The 23,149-nt window shown below is 75.4% G+C and carries 18 protein-coding genes; 5 read left to right on the top strand and 13 right to left on the bottom strand.

Features of this window, described 5'->3' with window-relative positions:
• Positions 1-45 precede the first annotated feature (45 nt).
• Positions 46-663: a nucleoside/nucleotide kinase family protein gene (locus tag D1J60_RS34855; RefSeq protein WP_125824519.1), complete on the bottom strand. Its 618-nt coding sequence runs from the start codon at positions 661-663 to the stop codon at positions 46-48.
• 172 nt (positions 664-835) lie between these two features.
• Between D1J60_RS34855 and D1J60_RS34850 the strand changes: the two genes are divergently transcribed.
• Together D1J60_RS34850 and D1J60_RS34845 are read left to right on the top strand one after the other, a co-directional pair.
• On the top strand, positions 836-1,189 hold the full coding sequence (locus D1J60_RS34850; RefSeq protein ID WP_347147220.1) for a hypothetical protein: 354 nt from the start codon (positions 836-838) through the stop codon (positions 1,187-1,189).
• A 3-nt stretch (positions 1,190-1,192) separates the two neighbouring features.
• Positions 1,193-2,518 (top strand): caspase family protein, encoded by a 1,326-nt coding sequence (locus tag D1J60_RS34845; protein ID WP_125824517.1) that lies wholly within the window; start codon positions 1,193-1,195, stop codon positions 2,516-2,518.
• 58 nt (positions 2,519-2,576) lie between these two features.
• Here the strand turns inward: D1J60_RS34845 and D1J60_RS34840 are convergent, their stop codons facing one another.
• The 6 genes from D1J60_RS34840 to D1J60_RS34815 all read right to left on the bottom strand — a co-directional run bounded on the left by D1J60_RS34840 (position 2,577) and on the right by D1J60_RS34815 (position 11,214).
• On the bottom strand, positions 2,577-5,117 hold the full coding sequence (locus tag D1J60_RS34840) for an acyl-CoA reductase (RefSeq protein ID WP_125824516.1): 2,541 nt from the start codon (positions 5,115-5,117) through the stop codon (positions 2,577-2,579).
• A gap of 2 nt (positions 5,118-5,119) precedes the next feature.
• The gene (locus tag D1J60_RS34835) at positions 5,120-6,268 is read right to left on the bottom strand and encodes an acyl-protein synthase (RefSeq protein WP_125824515.1); all 1,149 of its coding nucleotides are present in this window, start codon (positions 6,266-6,268) and stop codon (positions 5,120-5,122) included.
• A complete protein-coding gene (locus D1J60_RS34830; RefSeq protein WP_164721108.1) occupies positions 6,265-7,410 on the bottom strand; it encodes a GNAT family N-acetyltransferase in 1,146 nt (381 codons plus the stop codon). Before D1J60_RS34830 ends, D1J60_RS34835 begins: the two co-directional genes overlap by 4 nt.
• Positions 7,411-7,415: 5 nt before the next feature.
• Positions 7,416-8,732: an MFS transporter gene (locus tag D1J60_RS34825; protein ID WP_125824514.1), complete on the bottom strand. Its 1,317-nt coding sequence runs from the start codon at positions 8,730-8,732 to the stop codon at positions 7,416-7,418.
• Entirely contained in the window at positions 8,729-9,994 is a 1,266-nt protein-coding gene (locus tag D1J60_RS34820) for an AMP-binding protein (protein WP_125824513.1), read from the bottom strand. Before D1J60_RS34820 ends, D1J60_RS34825 begins: the two co-directional genes overlap by 4 nt.
• Before the next feature lie 278 nt (positions 9,995-10,272).
• Complete coding sequence (locus D1J60_RS34815; protein WP_125824734.1) at positions 10,273-11,214, bottom strand: AraC family transcriptional regulator; 942 nt, start codon at positions 11,212-11,214, stop codon at positions 10,273-10,275.
• Between the two features lie 115 nt (positions 11,215-11,329).
• Here D1J60_RS34815 and D1J60_RS34810 point away from each other — a divergent pair, with 115 nt between their 5' ends.
• Positions 11,330-12,016, top strand: coding sequence for an NAD(P)H oxidoreductase (locus D1J60_RS34810; protein WP_125594714.1), 687 nt, complete (start codon positions 11,330-11,332; stop codon positions 12,014-12,016).
• 118 nt (positions 12,017-12,134) lie between these two features.
• Here the strand turns inward: D1J60_RS34810 and D1J60_RS34805 are convergent, their stop codons facing one another.
• The 3 genes from D1J60_RS34805 to D1J60_RS34795 form a co-directional block, all read right to left on the bottom strand.
• On the bottom strand, positions 12,135-13,415 hold the full coding sequence (locus D1J60_RS34805) for a VWA-like domain-containing protein (RefSeq protein ID WP_125824512.1): 1,281 nt from the start codon (positions 13,413-13,415) through the stop codon (positions 12,135-12,137).
• Positions 13,416-13,498: 83 nt separating this feature from the next.
• Positions 13,499-14,770: a MoxR family ATPase gene (locus D1J60_RS34800; RefSeq protein ID WP_125824511.1), complete on the bottom strand. Its 1,272-nt coding sequence runs from the start codon at positions 14,768-14,770 to the stop codon at positions 13,499-13,501.
• 147 nt (positions 14,771-14,917) lie between these two features.
• Complete coding sequence (locus D1J60_RS34795) at positions 14,918-16,285, bottom strand: hypothetical protein (protein WP_125824510.1); 1,368 nt, start codon at positions 16,283-16,285, stop codon at positions 14,918-14,920.
• Positions 16,286-16,673: 388 nt separating this feature from the next.
• Between D1J60_RS34795 and D1J60_RS34790 the strand changes: the two genes are divergently transcribed.
• Together D1J60_RS34790 and D1J60_RS34785 are read left to right on the top strand one after the other, a co-directional pair.
• Positions 16,674-17,834 (top strand): histidine kinase, encoded by a 1,161-nt coding sequence (locus D1J60_RS34790; RefSeq protein ID WP_125824509.1) that lies wholly within the window; start codon positions 16,674-16,676, stop codon positions 17,832-17,834.
• Positions 17,831-18,472: a response regulator transcription factor gene (locus tag D1J60_RS34785; protein WP_241253665.1), complete on the top strand. Its 642-nt coding sequence runs from the start codon at positions 17,831-17,833 to the stop codon at positions 18,470-18,472. The genes D1J60_RS34790 and D1J60_RS34785 overlap by 4 nt, the downstream gene beginning before the upstream one ends.
• Positions 18,473-18,524: 52 nt before the next feature.
• Here the strand turns inward: D1J60_RS34785 and D1J60_RS34780 are convergent, their stop codons facing one another.
• From D1J60_RS34780 to D1J60_RS38775, 3 genes are read right to left on the bottom strand one after another with little or no spacing between them, the layout of a single operon-like run.
• Positions 18,525-19,766, bottom strand: a complete 1,242-nt coding sequence (locus D1J60_RS34780) for a cytochrome P450 (protein ID WP_125824508.1) — start codon at positions 19,764-19,766, stop codon at positions 18,525-18,527.
• Positions 19,763-19,978, bottom strand: a complete 216-nt coding sequence (locus tag D1J60_RS34775) for an MbtH family NRPS accessory protein (protein WP_125824507.1) — start codon at positions 19,976-19,978, stop codon at positions 19,763-19,765. Before D1J60_RS34775 ends, D1J60_RS34780 begins: the two co-directional genes overlap by 4 nt.
• Complete coding sequence (locus D1J60_RS38775) at positions 19,975-23,148, bottom strand: non-ribosomal peptide synthetase (protein ID WP_125824506.1); 3,174 nt, start codon at positions 23,146-23,148, stop codon at positions 19,975-19,977. Before D1J60_RS38775 ends, D1J60_RS34775 begins: the two co-directional genes overlap by 4 nt.
• Position 23,149: the final 1 nt, after the last annotated feature.

The raw sequence follows: 23,149 nt of genomic DNA, 5'->3' as shown, positions 1-23,149 counted from the left end.
CCGGGGCGGGGTCACGGCCGGCCCCGCCGCAGGCTCCCGCACACCTCACCCGGGGTCGACGACGAGGTCGGCGCGGTGGCGGCCGCGGGCGACGAGCGCGGCGTTGGCCTCGTCCGACCGCGCCACCCACGCGCGCGCCCGCGCCGGGTCCTTGCCGTGGCGGACGTGCCGGCCGACGAGCCGGTCCACCCGCACGGCGTCGTCCGGGGCGAGGTACCAGGCCTCGTCCAGGAGGGCCCGTACCGGTGCCCAGCCCTCCGCGTCGTGCAGCAGGTAGTTCCCCTCGGTGATCACCAGCGGTACGGCCGGCCCCACCGGGATGCTGCCGGCCACCGGTTCCTCCAGCGAGCGGTCGAAGGCGGGCGCGTACACCACGCCCTCGCCGGGGGAGCGCAGCCGGCGCAGCAGGCACACGTACCCGGCCGCGTCGAACGTGTCCGGGGCCCCCTTGCGCCCGGCCCGCCCCAGTCGCTCCAGCTCGGCCTGCGCGAGGTGGAACCCGTCCATCGGCACCACCACGGCCCGCTCCGGCCCGAGCGCCGCGGCGACCAGCTCCGCCAGCGTCGACTTCCCGGCCCCCGGCGGCCCGGCGATCCCGAGCACCCGCCGCCCACCCAGACCGGCCAGCGCCCCCGCCCTCCTGACAAGCTCCGTCGTCTCCACACCCCCATCCTGCCCCGCGGCCCGCGGTCCCTCCGATTCGTTTCGGCCGGCCGACGGGTTCTCGCGGTTCGTCGGAGGGTAAGGCGTTCCGCAGGGGAGCAGCGTGGAAAGGGGAAGCCGGGTGCAGCAGGGGGAAGAGACCGCGGGAGGAATCGCGTCTGCCTTGGACGGCGTGCTGGAGTCCGCGGAACTGGCCGTCGCCGTGGTCGGACCGAACGGCGCGGAGCAGGACGCCGCGGCCGACGAGCTGCGGGAGTCATTGGCGGAGAGGGCTCCGGCGCTGACGGCCACGAGGATCAAGCCGGATGCGCTGACCCAGGACGCCGGGACGATCCTGGCCATCATGCTCGGTTCCAGCAGCGTCACCGTGCTGGCCACCGGCCTCGCGTCGTGGCTGCGTCGCCGCTCGGACTTCAAGTTGTTGCTCAAACGACGCAAACCCACCGGGGAGACGATCGAAATGACCCTTCAGGGCCGCCCCGACGAACACACCGAGCAGATGTTGAAGGACTTCCTGAAGGGGTGACAGGTGCTCGACCCCGCCCGTACGCTCGTCGTCATCACCGGGGCGCAGGCCTGGCCCCGGCTGGACTCCTTCGAGGCCGCGCCGGCCTTCGCGAACTCGGCCGCCGCCCTGGCCGGACACCTGGGCAAGGACGGGTTCGGCATTCCGCCGGAGAACGTCCTCGACCTGTTCGACAAGCCGGACGCCGTGGCGCAGTACGACCGGATCGCCGGCTTCCTCGGCGCCCGCGCAAAGGCTCTCGACGCACCCCACGGCGCCGGGCTGCTCGTCATGTTCCACTACATCGGGCACGGCGCGTTCTTCGGCACCTCGCGCGACTACTGCCTACTGGTTTCGGACACCCGCAGCCCGATGGAAGCGGACACCAGTCTGCGGGTCGCCTCGCTCGACCGCCTGCTGCGCCAGACCGTGCCGTCGAGTGCCCGGATGCTGTTCCTGGACTGCTGCTTCGCAGCCGAGGCCGCCCGGATCATGCAGGGAACCGTCGAGCAGGAAGTCAGTACGAAGAGCGAGGAGATCCTGACGAACGCGCCGCTGGACCGCGGGGTCGCGCTCTTCTGCGCCGCCGGCGCCAAGGACCCCGCTCGGCTGGCCAGCCGGGACAGCCACACCCTCTGCAACTGGGCGCTCCTCGCGGCCCTGCGCACGGGCGATCCCGACCACCCGGGCCCGCTGTCGCTGCGCCAGATCGCCGACGTGACGTCCAGGGTGCTGGCCGGCCTCGGTAAGCCCGACGTCCCCCGGCCGGAAGTGCACGTCCCCCACCAGGCCGCGGGGGATCTCGCAGCGGTCCGCCTCTTCCCCAACCCGGCGGCCCCCACTGACGGGACGCCTGCGGCCGAGGCGTCGGCGCAGCTGCCGGCGTACCGGACGCCGGCCGTGGACTTCGAGAAGGAGTTGCGCAGCGCGCTGGCCGACATGGGCCCGGTCCGCCACTTCGCGGTGCACGGTTCGGGACGTCCATCGGGAACGGTCGGCAACGCGGCTTCCTACCACGACGTGGACGCCGACGAGATCCTCGCGGTCTGGCAGACCAGAAGGGGCTTCATCAACCCGGCTGAAAGCCTCATATTCACCCGGAGCGGCATCCGCGCCAAGGACCGTTCCAGGGAACTGAGTCTGAACTACGACGTCTTCCCCCACTGCGCCTTCTCGACCGGGTACAGGTTCGAGCCGAGCAGTGCCGCCGGCCGGGTCCCCAACAGCCACTACTACTGGCTGGAGGTGGAGCACCCCGGCGGGACCTGGCAGAGCCGGTGGTTGGAGTACAGGCGGGACATCCAGAACCTCACCAACCTCCTCAAGCTCATTCAGCGGCTGAAGTCCTAGCAGGTGCTCCGGCCGGCCGGGGCCCTCGTCACGGGCCCCGGCGGCGTGCCCGATCCGGTCAGCGGCGGGTGTCGATCACCGCGAGGAGTTTGCCGCTGGTCGGGCTGCGGTCCAGCGAGGCGCCGTCGACCGCCTCGACCGTCAGGTCCAGCAGGCGCTCCGACACCGCCGAGGCGAGCTCCGGGTAGCCGGACAGGAAGACCTCCCGCAGCCGGTCCGGGTCCGTGCCCGGGGCCCGCTCCACCCGTACGGTCAGCCGCTCGCGCGCCTGCGTGCGGTCGAGCCTGATCTGCAACTCGCCCCGCAGGCCGCCCTGTTCCCCGGCCAGCGTCAGGAAGCGGCGGTGGTTGAGGAAGTACGTCGCCACCCGCATCACGTCACCCGTGCGCCCCGTCAGCTCGAAGCGCGGCGCGTGCCGGCCGCAGGGGCAGCGGCCCGGGACCTCCCGGCCGAGGTCGCCTATCAGGTACCGGCCCAGCCGCTGGCCGCGCCGGGCGTGCGTGGTGAAGACCAGCCGGCCCGTCTCGCCCGGGGTCACCGGCCGGTCCTCGGCCAGGTCCACGATCTCCAGCGTGTGGAGGTCGGCGTGCAGGTGGTGGACGCCGCCGGAGCTCTCCGTGCACTGGTAGCCCAGCGGGCCGAGGTCGGTGCTGCCGTAGGTGATCGAGCGGATGACCTCGATGCCGAAATCGGCCTCCAGCGTGCGCCGCTGCTCCTCGGTGAAGTGCTCGCCGCCGTAGAAGACCTTGCGCAGGCCCCCGTACGCGCGCAGGGCGTCCGCCTCCGCGTGCAGCAGCTGCCACAGGTAGGAGGGCATGCCGAAGAGGGTGTCGGCCCCGTGGTCGATGACCGCCCGAGCCGTTGCCCGGTGGTCGGGGCCGGCCGAGAGGGGGAGCTGCACGCCGCCGAGCCGTTCCAGTACGGAGAAGAAGCTGATGAAGCTGCCGTACATGCCGCCGCAGTAGAAGAGGTTGGCGGTGCGGTCCCCGACCGGGTCGTATCCGGCGGCGAGCAGGCCGCGGGCGGCGGCGTGCATCTGGGTGTCGTAGTCGTCGTAGCTGAACACCGACAGGGCGGGGGCGCCCGTGCTGCCGCCGCTGCGGAAGTACAGCTCGGCGTCGGCGCGGCCCAGTTCGCGGGCCGGCGCCTGCACGTCCTCCTTGCCCCGCAGCGGGCCCGCCGGCGGCGGCAGTACGACGGGCCGCGCCAGGTCGTCGAGGCAGGCGGTGGTGGCGAACCGGGCCGGGTCGGCCTGGACCGCGACGCGGCGGCTGTAGCGCTGGAGGGCGTAGACCCCGTCGTGCGGCTCGCCCGCGTAGCTCTCCAGCATGGCGCCGACCGGCGTGACACGGGTGACGCCCGCGGCCAGGACGGTGCGGGAGAGCTCGGCGATGTCGGACGGGCTGCCCGCGAGGCCCGCCGTCTGCAGGTAGCGGCGCATCGGGCGCAGGGTCGCGATCAGCCGCTCGCGGGGCAGCGGCTTGACCCACACGCTGCGGTGCAGCGGTGAGGCGGTGAGCGGCGACCGGGTGTCGGCCATGACCCGCCACGAGCCGTCGGGCGCGGCGAACACCCGGGTCAGGCCGAGGTGTTCCTCCAGCCGGGCCACCAGTTCGGTGGTGGTCAGCTCGGCGGCCTCGGCCGGGTCCGGACCAGCGACGGCGGCGGCCGGCGGGCGGGCGGCGAGGGCCGCGGCGAACCGCTCGGCGAAGGCGAAGACCTCCTTCTCGTCCTCGGTGTCGAGGTAGACCACCTGGGGGCTGGAACAGGCCTGCTGTTCGTGGAGGCACACGTCGTCCGCGAGGGCGTCGAGCGTGGCGGCGTCCGACCAGGCGCCGGCCGTCAGGTACGCGAAGGAGATCCGGTGTCCCCACTCCACCAGCCGGCAGCCGGCCGGCACGTGCGCCGCGACCCCTTCGACGGCGCCCTCCCCGCCCCAGACGGCGACGGCGTCCGCGGGCGCGCACATCAGGCGCAGCCACTCCTGCCGGGAGGACGGGAAGCGCAGGACGACGACCCGTGCGGCGAGCGTGCCGCCGGGGTCGAGGGCCGCGAGCTCGGCCATCAGGTGCTGGGTGAAGAGGCTGTCGGAGCTGCTGGTCTTGAGGACGTTGACGTTCCCGGCGAGCAGCCCCTCGACGATGCTGAGCGGCGCGACCGTCGCGGCGTTGCCGGGGGCGATGTGCGCGACCAGGCCGACCGGCGCCCACGCCTCGTAGACCGTCTCGCGCGGGTCGGCCCGGTCCAGCCGGCCGGGAGTCGCGCCGCCCAGCTCGCGGCGCAGCTTGCGGGTCAGCTCCCGCCGGCCGAGCAGGCCGCCGAGCTCGGCCAGGACGCCCGGGTCCTGCCCGGCGGGCAGGTGCGCGGCGAGCCGGGCGCGGACCGGGTGGGCCGGGTCGCGCAGGGCGGTCGCGAGGGCGTCGCAGGCGGCCAGCACGGTCTCGGTCTCCAGCACCGTGGCCAGCGCGGCCTCGACGGCGCCCGGCAGCCCGGCGAGCCGCCGGCCGGCCTCCTCGTCGCCGACGAATTCGCCCTGCCAGAAGTGGGGCGCCTCGCCCTGCCGCTCGTACGCGGCGGCCTCGTTGGTCGTCTCCGTCATGGTCACGCCATGCCCTTCATCAGTTCCGCTGCGGCCACCGCGCAGCTGCGGTTGCGGCTCACCCCGGCACGGCCGTGGACGGTGAACCAGGGGGTCCGGAGCTCGCAGCCGCAGGCGTCGCCTGGCTGGAGGGAGGCGAGGTCGCCCATGACCACGCTCTGCGCCGGCACCGAGGTGATGTACGGCGACACGAGGTGCAGGTAGCCCCGCTCCCCGTACGGGAGGGGTTCGAGGGTGCGCGTGGAGCGGATCGTGACCCGGGACCACACGGGGGCGTGCAGCCGGTGGTGGTCGCACTCGATGTACGGGACGCAGTGCTCGACCGAACCGAAGGTGTCGCGGATCCGCTCGCCCGGGATGCCGAGCTGCTCGGTGACGCGGGCGTACAGCTCCCCCTTCTCCACGCGCCGGTCGGCGTGCCCCTTCCAGCCGCCGCCGAGGACGACGAGGGAGCCCTCGGGCAAGCGCAGCGGGGGCAGTCCCATGGCCCGCATCCGCTCCAGGGTGAAGAAGAGGAAGGCGGGGAAGCCGAGGATGCGGACCGGGGCGTCCTCCCGTTCGAAGCGGCGCAGGGCGGCGATGCAGCCGAAGGGGTCGAACTCGTGGTCGCCGCCGGTGTTGCGCAGGGCGTACTCGACGCTGCGGGCCGGGGCGAAGTCGCACAGGTAGTTGTCGGTGAAGGCGGTCCCCAGGTTGAGGGAGGGGGCCGGTTCGTAGCTGTACAGCAGGTAGTTGACGTCCTGGCCGGGGGTGATCCAGCCGTTGCGCTCGAAGATCCGGGCGACCATGCGCTGCGCGGAGCGGATGGTCCAGTGGTCGAAGAACATCTGCGACTTCTGGCCGGTGGTGCCGGAGGAGGTCAGGTGCAGTTCGACGTCCTCGGGCGGGATCGAGAGCACCTCGTGCCGCTTGAAGAAGTTCGCGTGGACGAGCGGCGTCCGGTACGGCGCCGCCGGGGGAGTGGCCTCGTACAGGGAGCGGAAGAAGGGGGAGCGCTCGACGTGCCAGGCGTTGGTCTCCGCCATGGCGGCGGCGAACAGCTCGTCCTCGGCGGGCCCGCAGGCGTACGGGTCGGTCAGGTCGCACAGCCGTTGGACGTGCGGCAGGAAGGCCGGGTCGGGTACGGCGACCGGCGCGAGATGGGGGTTCATGGGGCAACCTCGGATGTGGTGGGCAGGTGCGTCGACGCCCAGGCCGACACGTAGCAGTCCAGGTAGGGCTGGAGGGGCGGCTCGACGGCGACGCCGCGGAAGTCGATGCGCTCGCTGGAGCGGGACAGGACCGCGTAGTCGTGGAAGCCGTCGCCGTCCGCGCGCATCGCCGGGTAGACCGCCCCGGCGACGAACCCCTCGGACAGGAACGCCGAGAGGACCTCCTGGTGCGCGAGCGGCACCAGGGCCTCGACGTAGCCGGCGCCCGCGCGGGCCAGGGCCCGGGTGACGGGTTCGAGGCAGGCGGCCGCGGCGGCCGGGTCGGGGTGGGCCGTCAGCAGGGAGCAGTAACCTCCGGCGCGGTTGAGGTACGCGTAGACCTCGAACCGGCCGTCCTCGGGCGTGAGCAGCACGTTCGGGGTGTGCAGCGGGTAGAACCAGCCCTCGGCGCCCGGGAACCGCTCGCGGAAGCGGCGGCGTACGAAGGCCGGTGCCTCGATCACCTCCAGCCGGTCGGCGGCGGCCCGCGGCCCGGGCCCCGGCGCGGCCGGGACGCCGCGCACCCCGGGGTAGCCGATGCCCAGCGCGGCCGCGGAGGTGCGCAGCAACGGCAGCAGCTCGGCGGGCACTTCGGCGACGGGGATCCGGCGGTCCAGCACCCCGGCGGAGTGACGCGCGTAGAGCGCGAGGCTCTCGCGGCTGCTCAGATCCACCGCGTTGGGCAGGATGCCCAGCGGGCGGAAGCCGTTGCGGGCGACGACCCGCTGCGGGCCGGCGCTGACGGTGCGCACGGTCGCGTACACCGAGTCCAGCCGCCCGGTGTCCAGCATCCCCGCGCACAGGGCTCCGGTCAGGGCGGCGGCCAGGCCGCCCGAGCGGTGCTCGGGGTGCACGGCGATGCCCTCCAGGCGGCCGATGCGGCTGCCGGCCTCGCCGTGGATGGCGGCGGACGCGGTCAGGGCCCCGGTGGCCGGGCAGTGGCCGACGAGCCACAGGGAGTACGGGTCCTCGATGAGCCGGGCCATCTCGGCCGGGTCGGTGCCGAGGGCCACGGGGTAGTGCGGCCCGTACACGGCGTAGTAGAGCTGGCGCAGTTCGGCGATGTCCGAGCGGCCGGCGGGGGTGATGACGGGACTGGTCACGCCGCTCACCGCTCACCTCCGGCGGGCCCGGCCGCGGGGGACTTCAGCAGGGCCAGCGCGCAGGCCGCCGGGACCAGGCCGGCACCCTGCACCAGGCACAGGGTCTGCGGGGAGAGGAAGTCGCCGGCGAAGCCGAACGCCAGGGACGCCACCGGCAGGGAGGCGCCCAGCACGGCCTGCATCACGGCGAAGAAGCCGGGCTTGTCGGCCGGCGGCACCAGCCGCTGGAACAGGGCCACGAAGCGGACGCTGACGGCCCCGGCGCACCAGCCGGCCACCGCCAGGCAGCCCGCGGCGACCGGCAGCTGCGCGAACAGCCCCGGCAGCGCGAGGGCGAGGGCCATCAGGCCCAGGCACCAGGCGCCGGCGACCGTGGGACGCCCCGGTACGCGGCCGCCGGTGAAGGCGCCGGCCAGCGCGCCGGTGCCCAGGGAGGCCTCCAGCAGGGCCACGGTGGCGCCGCCGCCCGCGAGGACCGAGCGGGTGTAGAGCGGGATGACGACGAACACGGCGGTGGTGAAGAGGTTCGCCGCGGTGAAGCAGACCAGGATCCGCCGTACGTACGGGAGTTCCCCGAGGATGCCGCGCAGCGTGCGCCGCCCCGGCCGGGACGACGGGTCCGGCGCGTCGGCCCCCGCGTCCGCGCCGGCCGCGTCGGCCCCGGCGTCCGCGGCGGCGGTGCGGAAGCGGGCGCCGGCGACGAGGAGGGCCGCGCCGAGGTAGGCGGCCGCACAGCCGGCGGCCAGCCCGGCCACACCGGCCCGGTCGACGGTCAGGGCGCCGAGCAGCGCCCCGCCGAGGCCGGCCAGGGACTGGGTGGACAGCTCGAAGCCGGTGGCGGTCTCGATGTCGGCGTCGTCGACGAGTTCGGGCACCGAGGTGGTCAGGCAGGGGTCGAAGAACGCCTGGCAGGTCGCCAGGGCGAGACCGGCGGCGTACACGGTGACGAGCGGCGGCCCGCCGCCGTACGCCCCCAGCGCCAGGGCACCGGAGGCGGCCCCGGCCAGGGCGGCGGCGGTCCGCAGCACGGAGCGGTGCGCGAACCGGGCGACGGCGCCGGCGACGACGGGCGCCAGCGCCACGGCGGGCAGGGTGCAGGCGGCCATGAACAGCCCGGAGGCGAGCCCGCGGGCGTCGTGCACGGCGTAGGCGACGATCCACCAGGACACGCCGACCTGGAACATCCGCACCGCGGCCTGGGTGAGGATCTGGCCGAGCCACACGGCACCGAAGGCGCGGTTGCGCAGGACCAGCGGAACGCGCCGCCGGGCGGTCCCGGTCCGCGTCCGCGGACCCGTCGCGGGAGGGGCGGTGGCGCTCATGCGGTCGGCCTCTCGTCGAGGACCCGGACCAGCTTGCCCGAGCGCGGGTTGACGGCGAGGTCGCGGTGGCGCACCCACTCCACGGACAGCGGGTGCACGAACCCGGCGCGCACGCTGTCCGGATACAGCGGCCGGACGTTCTCCAGCTCCGTGACGACGGCCCCGGCCAGTTCCTCGCGGCCGTGCGGCGCGCCCGGTGCCGTCGCCAGCCGCAGGACCAGCCCGTCGCGGCCGTCCCAGCGGCGGACGACGAGCTGCATGCCGACCACGTCCCCCGAGGTGTCCGCCGCGGCCACGGCGTCCTGGGCGTCCTGGGTGTAGAGCGAGACGGGGCCCACCCGTACGCCCTCCTCGGCGCGGCCGAGGATGCGGAAGTGGCCGGGAGCCGTGCCGGTCCACTCGGCCCGGTCGCCCGCCGGGTAGCGGATGATCGGCATGAGGCGCCGGAACAGGCTGGTGACGACGACCCGGCCGGGCCGGCCTGGTTCGGTGACGGGCTCGCCGGTGGAGTCGTCGAGGATCTCGACGACCGAGTACGGCGTGAACGCGCGGTGCACCCGGGCGTCGGAGCCGGGCACGGGCCGGCCGAGCAGGCCCGCGTCCACGCTCGCGTACCCGACGGAACGGGCCTCGGCGCGCGGGAACGCGGTGGCCAGCAGGCGCCGCTGGTCGTCGAAGAGGGCCTCGCCGCCGAAGAGCAGCAACTCCACCGAGTCGAGCCGGACACCGGACGAGACGACCTCCTCGGCGAGCCGGCACAGGGTGGTCGGCGTCCCCGCCAGGACCTGCGCGGCCAGGTCGCGCAGCGTGGGGATCGTCGACTCCGGCGGAGCGCCGCCGCCGATGGGCAGGCGGACGTTGTCCACGGGCGCGTGGGCGAGGGAGTCCAGGACGAAGAGGAAGCTGGCGTACAGCTCCCCGGCGTAGAAGAGGTCGGCGACGCGGTGTCCCGGGCGCAGGCCCGTGTCCACGAGTCCCTGGCCGAAGGCGGTGACGAACGTCCGCCACTCGTCGCGCGTGTAGACGGAGAACTTGGGGGACCCGGTGGTGCCGCCGGTCTTGTAGACCGTGGCCTCGCCGAGCGGGCCGGTCAGTACGCGGCTGTCGTGCAGGGTGTTGGCCTCCCAGAACGCCTGCTGGTCGACCACCGGCAGGTCGGTGAGGCGGTCGACGTCGGGCGGCAGGGACGCGTAGAGCTCCTGGTAGAAGGGCGAGTTGTGCCGGGCGAAACGTATGAGGTCCGAAAGCTGCTGGGCGGACATGTGCCTTTGCCTGGGTGACGGAAGCGGGAAGGGAGCCACGGCGGGGCGCGGTGGGCGCGTGTGCGCGGCGTGCACAGGGTGCACTGGGTGCACGGTGTGCGTGTTGTGCGCGGTGTGCGCGAGAACGGGGACCCCCCGGCGCCCCGTCTCCTCACTGCGCGTCAGAACATGACGCGCAGTCACGATGATGAAACATCAGTGCTGCTGTCACCAAATTGAGCAAGGATTTCCGGCCAGCCCGGCCGTATCCATAAAAATTTCAACCACACATGGCGGGGTCAGGCCGCCGCGGCGGCCCGGAACGTGCGGGGGCTCAGACCCCTGTGGCGCTTGAACGCGGCACTGAAGCCGAAGGCGTCGGCGTAGCCGACCGCCCTTCCGATCTCGGCGACGCTGAGGTCGGTGTCGGTCAGCAGCGCCTCGGCCTCGTCCATGCGGCACGCCGTGAGGTAGGCGAGGGGCGGCCGGCCCATCAGCTGGGTGAACCGCTTGGCGAACAGCGCCCGGGAGACGCCGGCCCGGGTGGCCAGCGAGGCCACCGTCCACGCCTCGGCCGGCCGGTCGTGGAAGGCCTGCAGGGCGGGGGCGAGCACCGGGTCGGCGAGGCCCCGGTACCAGCTGGGCGCGTCGGCGCCGGCCCGGTCGAACCAGCTGCGCAGCGTACACACCAGGGCCCAGTCCAGGAGCCGGTCCATCAGCGCCTGCGAACCCGCGGAGGTCTGCGCGGCGTCGGCGGCGGCCGTCTCCAGCCAGGCGCAGACCTCGGCGTCCTCCCTGACCACCAGGACGGGCGGCAGGGCCCGCAGCAGCCGTTCGTGGCGACGGCCCGAGGCCCGGTAGGCGCCCACGATCAGCGAGGTCGCCTCCTGCGCCCGCGCCCCCCAGCGGATGCCGCCGAGTTCCTCGCCGGCGCACTCGGCACGCGGGCCGAAGCAGGCGATCTCGTAGGAGGCGTGCTCGCCGGGGACGGTGCCGGGACCGTCCGCGAGGTGGAACGGCGCGGAACCGTTCACGATGGCCGTGTCACCCGCGCCGACCGGCCGCTCGGTGCCGTCGGGCAGCAGCAGCGTGCCGCCGCCGCGCAGCACGCTGACCATGGTGAGCGGCGCGCCGTCGGCGAAGCGGACGCTCCAGGGCGCCGTCAGTACGGCGTGGCTGACGACCGAGCCCTCGGCCCGGATGCCACTCAGCAGAGAACTCAGAAGGTCCACGGAGCGCAGCGTAGACGATCTCCTATGTTCCGGAGGGTTTCTCCCATGGATCATCCACATCCCCCCGGCTGTACTGGACTCGTCGAACGGAATCCCACCGCACCGAACCAGTCAGGAGAACACCGTGACGCAGCAGCCCGGCAGCCACGCCAGGACGGCCCTCGTGGTCGTCGCCCACCACCGCACCGACTCCCTCACCGCGCACACGGCCCGCCGGGCCGCCGCCCGGCTCGAGGCCGCCGGGTACCGCATCGACCTGCTCGACCTGCACGCCGAGGGGTTCGACCCCCGGATGAACGCGGCGGACCAGCCGGACTGGGGCGACCGGGAGAAGGCGTACTCGGACGAGACCCACGCCCACATGCGGCGCATCCTCGACGCCGACGTCGTCGTCGCCGTCTTCCCGGTGTACTGGCAGCACGTGCCCGCGATCCTCAAGGGCTGGATCGACCGCGTGTGGAACTACGGCTTCGCCTACGGCCGCAGCAAGCCCCGCCTCGCCGGCAAGCGCATGCTGTGGCTGGCCCTGGCCGGCGCCACCTCCGACGACCCCGTCACGGAGGGCATGCGGACGCTCCTGGAAACCAACCTGAACGAGGGCATCGCCTCCTACTGCGGCTTCTCCCGTTCCACCGTCGGCCTGCTCACCGACGCGGAGGAGCGCCCGCAGAGCTTCGACGCCGAAGGCAACCTGCTGGTCGGCGAAGCGGTCGCGGGCGCCGCACGGGAGGCGCAGTACGCCGACTTCGACCGGCGCGCCGGGGAGATCGTGGAACGCTTCGCCTCCGCCGGGGAACTCGTGACGGCCTGAGCCTTCCCGCTTCGCCCGCCTCCCGCCGCGGCGCCGATGACGCGGGACCGGCGTCGGCGCGGGAGCGGTGGGTTCCGTGACGGCGTCCGGGCGGGAACCCGTGGACCGCCGCGGCCCCCTACCCGATGGGGACGACGCGGGCCCAGGCGGGCGGCGCCTGCGGCGTGTACTCCTCCTCGTCCTCGCGCACGGGCCGGGGGGCGCGCGGGAAGAGGCCGACGACCGTGCGGCAGGGCGGCGGCGCCGACGGCCACGGCGTCTGCCCGTCCGTCAGGGCGACGATCACGTCAGGGCGGGGCCGGGAGCGCAGCGCCCGGGCGAAGCCGGACCGCAGGTCCGTACCGCCGCCGCCGACCAGTTCGAGGTTCTCGGCACGGCACAGCGGTACGGCGACCCCCGCCGCCGCGTCACAGGAGATCACCGAGACCAGGTCCCGGCGCCCGCCCACCGCCCGGGAGATCGCCGCGACCTCCAGCAGTGCGCCGCCCAGCTCCGCGTCGCTCACCGACCCGGAGGTGTCGATCACGACGCAGACCCGGGGCGGCATCCGCCGCAGGCTCGGCAGCACGACGCCCGGGAGGCCGGCCGAACGCCGCGACGGGCGCCGGTAGCTGTGGTTCTCGCCCGCGCCCGGCGCGCCCGCGGCCGCGCGGACCGCCGCACCGAGCAACTGCCGCCACGGCTGCGGGGGATGGAACGCCTCGTCCGCCCACCGGCGCCACCCCTCCGGGGCCTCCCCGGGCCGGCCGGTGATCGCCTCGGACACGCGGAAGCGTACGGCGTCCCGCTGCTGCCGACTCAGCCCGTGCGCTCCCTCGGGACCCAGCTCCCAGGGCCGCGCCCGCCCGTCCGCACCGCTGCCGCAGTCCAGCCAGGCCAGCCCCGCGGCGCCCGCCATCGAGGACGTCCGCAGGTACTCCTCCATCAGCAGCCCGTCCGGCAGGCCCAGCATCGACGGCCGTACCGCACCCGCCGGCATCGGCAGGCCGTCGCCGTAGACGTCGTCGTTGATCTCGAAGTCCGCCGCGACGTTCTGCCGCAACCGCTCGCCCGGCCCGTGCTCGCCCCGCTCGCGCGCGTACCGCTCGCTGCGCCCGTGGTGGTCCCGGAGCAGGTGCGAGACCTCGTGCACCCACACCCCCGCCAGCTCCTCCAGCGGGGTCCGCGCCACGAACAGCGGGGAGACGTAGCAGCGCCAGTACGCGTCCACCGCCATGGTCGGCACCGAACGGTCCTCCACGACGTGCAGCGCGAACAGGGCACTGGCCAGGTAGGGGCGCACCGAGACCGCGTGCAGCCGGGCGGCCAGCAGCTTCTCCGTGTCCAGCGGGACGGCGGGCGCCGGCGGCGGGCCGGGCACGTCGGCCCGTACCGGCCGCGGCGGCGGGGGAGGGGACATCGGACGGGGCAGCGGGCGGGGCAGCGGACGTGCCCGCCGGGGCTCCGGGCGCGGCTGCGGCTGTGACTGCCGCACGGCCCCGGTCACGCGCACCCGCCCGCCGCGCTCCCGGCCCCGGCGGCCGCCACGGCCCGGGCCCCCGGCGTCCGGGCCACCGAGTCCTCCGCCCGCCGCGCCAGGCCGATCACGGGGGAGAGGCGTTCCACCGCCTCCGGCACCTCCCACCCGTCGCGCCGCAGCGCGGCCAGCGCCTTCGCCGGTCCGACCAGCAGGTCCGGCGCACCGGTCTCCATCGCCCGGACCAGCACCTTCCAGGCAGCCTCCCAGCGCTCCCGCTCCGGGCGCGCGCCGACGGCGGCCACCACCGCCTCCAGCGTGGCCTGGCGCAGGTCGCCGCGGCCGGGCAGTTCGGCGGCGCCGGGGTCGGCCAGCAGCACGTCCGGATCCGGCAGCTCCATCCGGTCGATGTGGGCCAGCAGTTCGAGGCCGGGCCCGTCCCCGACCGCGCCCCGCACCAGCAGCGCCAGCACGTCCCGGGAGACCGAGGCGGCCGTGCCGAAGGCGAGCAGCGTCATCGCGGCCTCCCAGCTGCGGGGCGAGGGCCAGGCACCGCCGCGCCGGGTCTCGGTGGTCGGCAGCCGGTGGATCAGCGTCGGCCGGGTGCTCAGGAACCCGCACACCGCGCGGCGGGCGAACGCCACCGCGTCCGGCAGGCCCGCCGGGTCCAGCCGGGGCAGCTCCGCGCGCGGCCAGACCCCGCCGAGGCCGCGAACCACCACCTCCCGGTCGTGCACCCAGTACAGGTGCACGAACCGGTTCGCCAGCGGCGGGCTCAGCTCCCAGCCGTCCGCGGCCGACGCGCGGGGATTGGCCGCGGCCACGATCCGCACGCCGGGCGGCAGTTGCAGCGCGCCGACCCGCCGCTCCAGCACCACGCGCAGCAGCGCGGCCTGGACGGCCGGGGTGGCGGTGGACAGCTCGTCCAGGAAGAGCAGCCCCCGCCCGGCGCGCACCAGGTCCACGGCCCACTGCGGCGGGGCCATGGGCACCCCGTTCACCGCCGGGTCCTCGCCCACGACGGGCAGCCCGGAGAAGTCGGTCGGCTCGTGGACGCTCGCGATGACGGTGGTCAGCGGCAGGTCGAGGGAGGCGGCGAGCTGGGTCAGCGCGGCGGTCTTGCCGATGCCGGGCTCGCCCCACAGGAGTACGGGCAGGTCCGCCGCGACGGAGAGGGCCAGCGCCTCCAACTGCTCGTCGGGGCGCGGCTCGGTGGTGGTCGTCCGCAGGAGCGTCAGAAGGTCCTCGGCGAGACCGAGCTGCGGAACGGGTACGGGGAGGAGGGTGCTGGAAGTCATGGGCATCACCTGGGTGGTCGGTTGAGGGGAGACGGGTACGGGAGACCCGTCGTGGTCGAGTGGCGTACGTACGGCGCCCCCGGCGCGGCACGCGGACGCCCGGCGGGGCACGTCGCGGCCCTCAGGCCGCCGGGCCGACGCGGGTCGTCAGGAGGGCAGGCCGGTCCGGGGACGGGTACGGCGGCCGCGCTTGCGGCGCAGATCGGGCGGCATGCGCCGGTCGGGCCGGGGCCGGCGGCCGCCGTCCCGCGCCACGTCCGCGGCGGGGTGCACGCGTACCAGGCCCGAGCGGAAGAGCCCGTGGTCCAGGCGGCCGGCCACCGCGTCCTCCAGGGCGTCCCGCAGGGGCCCTTCGCGCAGGACCGCGCCGGGGCCGAGCAGCCCCTCGACCACGGCCAGGGCCCCGGTCACGTCCCCGTGGCGGAGCCGCTCGCGGACGGCGGGCAGCGCCTCGGGGCTGCGGTGCACCGCGTCGATCGCCCGCAGGCAGGGCAGCCCCGGCCCGCCCAGCGCCATGAGCAGGCCCTCGCGGGCCAGCTGGGCCGGGTCGTGGTCGACGGCCGCGAGGACCCCGTCCCGCAGCGCGATCCGGTGCACGCGCCCCAGGCACTGGACCCGGTGCGGGTCCGCGGCCCCGGCGTCCGGGCCCGCGTAGGGGACGGGTCCGGCGGCCGGCGGCAGTGCCGCGGCGACCAGCGGGTGGAGCCGTTCCGCCGGGAACAGCCCGGCGCGCAGGAGTTCCAGGTCCGGCAGGGTCCGCGCCGCGGCCTCCGGCAGCACCGGCAGCTCCGCGATCCGCTGCGGCGACAGCGCTTCCCGTACCGGCCGGAGCGCGGGGGCGTGGCTGTCGTCCGGGGCGACGAGTTCGAGCACGGCGCGGCTGCGCGTGCCGAGCCGTACGGTCAGGGCGCCGCGGGCGCGCCCCTCGGCCCGCAGCAGCAGCTCCGCCTCCGCCGCCCAGCGGCCGGCGGCGTCCGCGCCGCACCGCTGCGCCAGTTCGGCGCTGCGGGTGCCGTCCCAGAGGTGACGGTGCAGGTCGAGCCGGAAGCGCCGGTCGGGGTGGGGGTGCGGATGGTGCCCGGGCGCGTCCGCCCGGGATTCCTCCCAGAGCGCCAGGGACATCCGCTGCCCCGCGTCCGCCCAGGCCGGCGGGGTCCGCACGACGAGGTGCGGTGCCGTGCCGCCCGGGTCCGCGTACCGGGCCAGCGACACGGTGAGCCCGGGCCGGAGCCGCCCGTCGGGGGCGATCCGGGGCATGTGCCAGCGCAGCAGGTCCGGCGCGAGCCGGCGCAGGTCCGCCCGGAGGCGGTTGACGAGGTCGGTGCCGTGGCGGAGGCGCACGGCGCGCAGATCGATGTCGACGTCGACCCGGGCGGCGGCGCAGGCTCCCGCCCAGTCACCGTGCACACGGCGGGCGGTCGCGATTTCGATCATGGACGGTGGCACGGCGTACTCGCGTACGCGCTGCCACATCAGCAGGCGGGCGGGAACCGGTTCCGCGAAGTGAGCTGCCATCAGCACTCACCTTGCGCGGACGATTCCCCCCATCCGAGAAAGGAGGAGTTCTTCATCGCCGGCATCATAGGCAGCCCCGCAACGATCTGTCAGCCGAGTATCGCGACGGTCGGCCGCCGGGCGGTGCCACCCCCGATAACTGTTGAAATAGGGACGATCCCCTCGCGTTGACGCCTCGGCAGACGCATGTAATGTGCAGTGAGTTGGGTGATCGTTCGAAGTGTCGCCCCAGGCCCGGGGCGGATCTCACGAATCCCGGGCGGCGCGGCACACGAGTACGGGGGTACGGCCATGAGCAGGACGCCGAGGTGTCGCCACTGTTGGCAGAGCGGCGGAAGAGCCGGCGCCGTCGCCAGACGGGAAGAGCCGCGGCGCGACGGGTGACGCGATGTCCCGATCACTGCTGAACGCCCTGCGATCCCGCCGGACCCTCCCGCGCCCGGCCGTGTCCGTGCTGATCCTGCTCAACCTCATATGGCTGGTGCTGCTCCTCACGGGCACCGACGCCGGCCCCGCCGCCTGGGCCTGCGGAATCGCCCTCGCCGCGGCCTTCCTCGCCGTGCCCTGGGTGTCGGACATCGGTGAGGAGGAGGAAGAGGAGACCCCCGACCGCGCGGCCCACCTGTGGGTGGCCGGGGTCACCGTCATGGCGGTCGGACTGGTCCTCACCGACGGCGAGAACGCCACGGTGATGCTCTCCTACCCCGCCATCGTCTCCGTCTGGATCTGCCGCCCGGCCCGGGCACGCGCCGTCTGGTCCGCACTGCTCGCCCTGCTCGGGACCGGGCTGTGGTACGTGGAGGGAGCCGACCCGGGAACCGCGGCCGCCCTGTTCGGAGCCGCGGTTGCCGTCGCCATGAACCACATCCTGCGCGCCGCCGTCGCCCGGGCCCGCGAGGCCCGCATCGCCCAGCGGGAACTGGTCTCCGCCTCCCGGGGCATGGAACGCAACCGGCTGCTGCGCGAGGTGCACGACATCGTCGGGCAGGAGCTCACCCTCATCGCCATGGAAGCCGAGCGGGCCCAGGCACAGCCCCGTCCGGCATCGGCCGGTGACGGCCCGTCCGGCATCGAGTCCGTGGGCGCACGGGCCCGCACCCTGCTCTCCCGCATGGAATCGGAACTCATGTCCCTGCGCGGCACCTCCTTCGCCGAGGAGTGCAGGCGCGCGGAGGAGGCCTGCGCGGCCGCCGGCCTGTCCCTCACCGTACGGTTCGAAGTGCCCGGCGGGCCGCTCGCACCGCAGGCCGACCAGGTCCTCGGCTGTGTCCTGCGGGAGGCGATGACCAACGTGTTCCGGCACGCCCCCGGCGCGCGCTCCTTCCGCTTCTCGGTCGGCGAGGACCCGCGGGGCATCGCGTTCACCGCCGTCGACGACGGCGGCCCCGTCCCGCCGCCCCGGCCCGGCATGGGCCTGACCGGCCTGCGCGACCGGCTGGCCGAGATCGGCGGCGAACTCGAGGCGGACCTCACACCGGACGGCCGCTTCGCCCTCGCCGGGTACATCCCCCGGACCGTCCCCACCGGATCCCCCGAGGAGGCCCCGTGACCGAGCGGACCCCGGGCGCCGGCACGCCGCCGGACATCCGCATCCTCGTCGTCGACGACCACCGCATGGTCCTCGGCAGCCTCGCCGCGGCCCTGCACGCCACCGACGGCTTCGAGGTCGTCGCCGCCGTCAGCCGCAGCGAGGACGTGGTACCCGCCGTGCTCAAACACCGGCCGGCCGTGATCCTGCTGGACAACGGGCTGCCGGGGCGCGACGGAGTGACACTCCTCGGCGACATCCGCGCGGTCCACCCCGCGTGCCGGGTCGCCCTCATGACGGCCGTGCGACAGCGGTCCGTCGTACGCGACGCCATCGCCCGCGGGGCGCTCGCCGTCATGTCCAAGAGCGCCCCGCTGTCCCAGCTCATCACCACCCTGCGGGGAGTGGCCGCCGGACAGCTCACCCTGGACGAGGAGGTGCTGCCCTGGGTCACCCAGGCCGGCGACTGCCTGCTCAACGAGCGCGAGCGCGACGTCCTGCGGGTCGTGGCCACCGGCGCGTCGATCGGCGAGATCGCCGCCGAACTGAGCCTGGCCCAGGGGACGGTGCGCAACGTGGCCTCCAGCGCCATCAAGAAGCTGGGCGCGCGCAACCGGTACGACGCGACGCGGATCGCGGCCGAGCAGGGCTGGCTCTGACCCGCCGCCGGGGACGGGTGCGTGCGGCGTCCGCCGCGCCCGCCCCCGGCCGTCACGCCCGCGACCAGCTGAGCGGCAGACTCACCCGTCCGCTCAGGAAGTTCGAGTAGACGGGACCGCCCGGCCCGGTCTCCTCCATCGTCCCCACCAGGGTCCGCAGCCCGTCGAGCAGCGTCCCGATCTCGACCCGCGCCAGGTACGCGCCGAGGCAGAAGTGGGAGCCGTACGCGAACGACACGTGCCGGTTCGGGGTCCTGGCCAGGTCGAAGCGGTCCGGCCGGTCGAAGACCCGCTCGTCGTGGTTGGCGGAGACGTTCCACACCGTCACCACGTCGCCGGCCGCGACCGCCCGCCCCCGCAGCACCACGTCCGCCGCCGCCGTCCGGCCGGCGTGCAGCGCGGGCGAGGTCCAGCGCAGCACCTCCTCCACCGCCGACCGCGTGGACACCTCCCCCGCGCGCAGCAGCCGCCACTGCCCGGGATGCGCCAGGAGCGCCCGTACCCCGCCGATCATCGAGAGCCTGGTCGTCTCGTCGCCGCCCAGGATCAGGCTGTAGCAGTTGAGGACGATCTCCTCGTCGGTCAGCGGTTCACCGCCCGGACGCGAGCGCGCCAGCGCGCTGATCACATCGTCGCCGGGGGCGTCCCGGCGGCGCGCGGCCAGTTCCGCGAAGTACAGCAGGATGTCGTTGCGCGCGAGCCAGGCCTCCTCCGGGCCCGCGTCGGCGTTCTCCGAGCCCAGCGCGGCCGACGTGAGGGCGAGCAGCTCGTCCCGGTCCGCCTCGGGCACGTCCATCAGGTCGCAGATCGCACGCAGCGGGATCCGTGCCGCCACGTCCCGGGCGAAGTCGCAGGCACCCCGTTCGAGGGCCTCCTCCAGCAGGGCCAGGGTGGCGGTGCGCACGCTGCGCACGACGCCCTCCAGCGCCCGGGGCGAGAAGGACTTCATCAGGGCGGTGCGCAGCCGCGTGTGGCGGGGGCCGTCGGTCACGGCCAGCATGCTGCCGCCCGCCGAGTCGCCGCCCGCGAGCAGGGTGTCGAGGACGTTGCCGCGGTCGGAGCGGAAGGTCTCCGAGGCCCGGTACACGGCCGACACGTCCTCGTGCCGGGTCACCACCCAGAAGCCGGGCCTGCCGTCGCGGGGCGGCTGCCAGTGCACGGGATCCCGGTCGCGCAGGGTGCGCCAGACCTCGGTGAGGTCCTGCTCGGCGTGCAGGACCGGGTCGGACAGGTCGAGTCCGGCGGGCAGCCGCGGCGGCACGTCCACGCGTACGGGCGGGTGCAGGACGGTCATCGGCGTGCCTCGTCGGGGGCCGTCGCGGCGGGGTCCGCGACCCGCGCCAGGCAGGCGGCGCGGCCGGCGGGCCCGTGGAGCGTGCGCCAGCCCGGCGGTACGGGGACGAAGGCGGGCCACAGGGCCCTCCGGCCCTCGTCGCCGCCGTCGCCGCCGTTGACGTCGCACAGTACGAGGAACCGGCCGTCCTCGTCGTCGAAGGTGTTCCTCATCGGGCGGTGCTGCCTTCCTTGCGCCGGGCGGCGTCGGCCAGGCCGCGCGGGGTGCAGCCGGCGAGCGCGTCGCGCGGGCCGATGCCGAACCCGGCCCGGCGGGCCAGCGTGATCAGTTGGACGAGGCGGATGCTGTTCCCGCCGATGCCGAAGAAGTCGTCGTCCGGACCGGTGCCCGGGACGCCGAGGACCTCGTCGAAGAGCGCGGTGAGCAGGGCGACTTCCGGGTCGGGGCCGCCGTCGGGCGGCGCGGTCCCGCCGGGAGCGGCCGTGGGGCGGCGCTCCAGCAGGGCCGCGCGGTCCAGCTTGCCGTTCGCGGTCAGCGGCAGCGCGTCCCACAGGTGGTACTCGGCGGGCACGAGGTGCCCGGGCAGCAGCCCGCCCAGGTACCGCCGCAGCCCGGCGGCGTCCACGTCCGCGGCACCCGTCCGGACGGCGAGGTGCGCGGCCAGCACCCGGTCGCCGGACGGGTCGGGGCGCGCGGTGACGGCGGCCTGGGCGACCCCCGGATGCGTGCGCAGCGCGGCTTCCACCTCGCCCGGCTCGACCCGGAAGCCGCGCACCTTGACCTGATCGTCGCCGCGGCCCTCGTAGGCGAGTTCCCCGCCCTCCGTCCAGCGGGCCCGGTCGCCGGTCCGGTACATGAGGGAGCCGGGCGGGCCGTACGGATCGGGTACGAAGCGCTGCGCCGTCAGGGCCGGCCGCCCCAGGTAGCCGAGGGCGACGCCGCGGCCGGCGACGTACAGGTCGCCCGTCATGCCGGGCGGCAGCGGCCGGAGTCCGGGGCCCAGTACGGCCACCCGTGTGCCGCGCACGGGACGGCCGATCAGCGGGGCGCCGGAGCCCGACAGCGGCCCGTGCAGGGTCGCCGCCACGGTGCACTCGGTCGGCCCGTACGCGTTGATCATGCGTCGGCCGGGGGACCAGCGCGCCACGAGGTCGCCGGGGCAGGCGTCGCCGCCGACGATCAGCGTCGCGAGGTCGGGCAGCGGCGCGCCGGCGGGCAGGGTCGCCAGGACGGCCGGCGGGATGAGCGTGTGGGTGACGCGCTCGGCGGCGAGCAGGCCGGCCAGGGTCTCGCCGACCAGGGTGCTGCCGGCGGGCGGGATGACGAGGGTGGCGCCCGCGGCGAAGGCCAGCACGCTCTCCAGCACCGCGGCGTCGAAGCTCGGCGAGGAGAACTGCAGGACCCGGGCGGTGGAATCGGCGGCGCAGCGGTCGAGGAGGGTCGCGGCAAGGTCGGCCAGGCCCCGGTGCGGGACGACGACGCCCTTGGGGTCGCCGGTCGACCCCGAGGTGTAGATGACGTACGCGGGCGCTTCGGGGTCGGCGTCGGCAGGCGGCGGCACGTCCGCCGCCGCGGGGGCGTCGAACGCGGCCGGGTCCACGAGGACGTGGCCGCAGCCCGCGTCGGCGGGCAGGGACGGCAGGGTCTCGGCGCTGACCACGGCCAGTGCGGGAGCGGCGTCGCGGACCATGTACCGCACACGGGCGGCCGGATAGCACGGGTCCACCGGCAGGTAGGCGGCGCCCGTGCGCAGCACGGCGAGCTGGGCGACGGTCATGGCGCGCGAGCGCGGCAGCAGCAGGGCGACGACCTCCCCCGGCCCGGCCCCGGCGGCCCTGAGCCGGCGGGCGAACCTCTCCGCGGCACCGTCGAGCTGCGCGTACGTCAGGTCGCCCTCGGGGGAGGTCAGGGCGAGGGCCCCGGGAGTGGCGGCGGCGTGCCGGGCCACGGCGCGGGCCAGCGTCAGCGGCGGCGCGGTGGGGTCCGGCTCCGCGCAACCCGGGCCGTCGACCGCGCCGGGGCCGTCCACCGCGCCCGGGCCGTCGACCGCGCCGGGGCCGTCCACCGCGCCCGGGCCGTCGACCGCGCCGGGGCCGTCCACCGCGCCCGCGCCGTCCACCGCGCCCGGCAGGGACAGCAGGCCGACCGGCCGCTCGGGGTGCTCGGTGAACTCCGCCAGAGCCGCCTCCAGGCAGTCCAGCAGCCGCTCCGGCGCCAGGTGGCCGAGCGCACCCGGACGGTGGTCCAGGCGCAGGGCGAAGCGGTCGCCCGGGACCACGGAGAAGCCGGCGGCGTAGTGGTTGGCGTCGTACGAGACCGCCGACTCCAGGCGCAGCCCCGGGACGAGCAGGTCGAACTCGGCGGCGGCCAGCGGCGCGCGCTCGGCGACGGCGACCGTGTCGAAGAGCGGCCCGGACCCGGCGACGCGCTGTACGTCGGCGGGCCCGAACTCCGCCGACCAGGGCTCCAGTTCGTCCAGGCGGTCCTGCACCCCGGTCACCAGCTCCGCCCAGGAGCGGGCCGGGTCCACGGTCACGGGGACGGGCTGGACGGTGGCGTGGGCGCCGACCGGGGGCTCGGCGGCCCGCGCCCCGCGTCCGGTGGGCAGCCCGCCGACGACCACCCGGTCCCGGCCGGCCGACAGTGCCTGCAAGGCCGCCCAGACGCCCTGCACCACGGCGTCCAGGGTCACGCCCGCGGCTTCCGCGCGCGCCGCGAGCCGGCTGCTGCGCCGCTCGTCGAGGTGGCGGGTCAGCCGCACGGGAGCGGTGGTGAGGCCGGTTCCCAGCAGCAGCGGGGAGGCGTCGGCGAGGACCGCTCGCCAGCCCCGCTCGGCGGCCGCCGCGTCCACGGCGGCGGCGGGCGGCAGGGGTTGCGGCCCGGGCAGCGCGGCGGGGCCGGCCGCGTACCCGGCGAACAGCTCCTTCACCAGCCGCGGCTGCGACCAGCCGTCGCACACCAGGTGGTGGTGGGTCAGCACCAGTACGGAGCGGTCCTCGCCCGTCCGGACCAGCAGCAGCCGCAGCAGCGGCGGGGCGTCCAGGGCGAAGGGGGTGCCGCGCTCCGCACGGGCGAGGCGCGCCACCTCCTCCTCCCGCGCCCGCTCCGCGAGACCGCGCAGATCGGTCTCCCGCCAGGGCAGGGCGAGGTCCCCGGCGGCCACGACCGCCGCCGGTTCGGAGTCCCGGTGGGCGAACCCGGTGCGCAGGACGGCGTGGTGGGACAGCAGCCGGTCTCCGGCCGTGCGCAGCCGGGCCGCGTCCAGCGGCCCGTCCAGCCGGAGGACGAGCTGGAGGTTGTACAGCTCGGGGGCGTCCTGGTCGCGGCCGTAGACGAGCGTGACGAGCAGCCCGCGCTGCGCCGGGGTGAGCGGCGATGGCATG

This window comes from Streptomyces sp. W1SF4 (assembly GCF_003950035.1).
GTDB lineage: Bacteria > Actinomycetota > Actinomycetes > Streptomycetales > Streptomycetaceae > Streptomyces > Streptomyces racemochromogenes.
Note: the sequence above shows the minus strand (reverse complement) of the source record. Positions and strands in the feature narration are given on the sequence as shown.

What these genes read in the sequence shown, in the direction of transcription:
- D1J60_RS34820 (WP_125824513.1), bottom strand. Translation starts at nt 9,994, where the DNA reads ATGTCCGCCCAGCAGCTTTCGGACCTCATACGTTTCGCCCGGCACAAC.
- D1J60_RS34790 (WP_125824509.1), top strand. Translation starts at nt 16,674, where the DNA reads ATGTCCCGATCACTGCTGAACGCCCTGCGATCCCGCCGGACCCTCCCG.
- D1J60_RS34825 (WP_125824514.1), bottom strand. Translation starts at nt 8,732, where the DNA reads ATGAGCGCCACCGCCCCTCCCGCGACGGGTCCGCGGACGCGGACCGGG.
- D1J60_RS34775 (WP_125824507.1), bottom strand. Translation starts at nt 19,978, where the DNA reads ATGAGGAACACCTTCGACGACGAGGACGGCCGGTTCCTCGTACTGTGC.
- D1J60_RS34795 (WP_125824510.1), bottom strand. Translation starts at nt 16,285, where the DNA reads ATGGCAGCTCACTTCGCGGAACCGGTTCCCGCCCGCCTGCTGATGTGG.
- D1J60_RS34835 (WP_125824515.1), bottom strand. Translation starts at nt 6,268, where the DNA reads ATGAACCCCCATCTCGCGCCGGTCGCCGTACCCGACCCGGCCTTCCTG.
- D1J60_RS38775 (WP_125824506.1), bottom strand. Translation starts at nt 23,148, where the DNA reads ATGCCATCGCCGCTCACCCCGGCGCAGCGCGGGCTGCTCGTCACGCTC.
- D1J60_RS34805 (WP_125824512.1), bottom strand. Translation starts at nt 13,415, where the DNA reads ATGTCCCCTCCCCCGCCGCCGCGGCCGGTACGGGCCGACGTGCCCGGC.
- D1J60_RS34800 (WP_125824511.1), bottom strand. Translation starts at nt 14,770, where the DNA reads ATGACTTCCAGCACCCTCCTCCCCGTACCCGTTCCGCAGCTCGGTCTC.
- D1J60_RS34780 (WP_125824508.1), bottom strand. Translation starts at nt 19,766, where the DNA reads ATGACCGTCCTGCACCCGCCCGTACGCGTGGACGTGCCGCCGCGGCTG.
- D1J60_RS34840 (WP_125824516.1), bottom strand. Translation starts at nt 5,117, where the DNA reads ATGACGGAGACGACCAACGAGGCCGCCGCGTACGAGCGGCAGGGCGAG.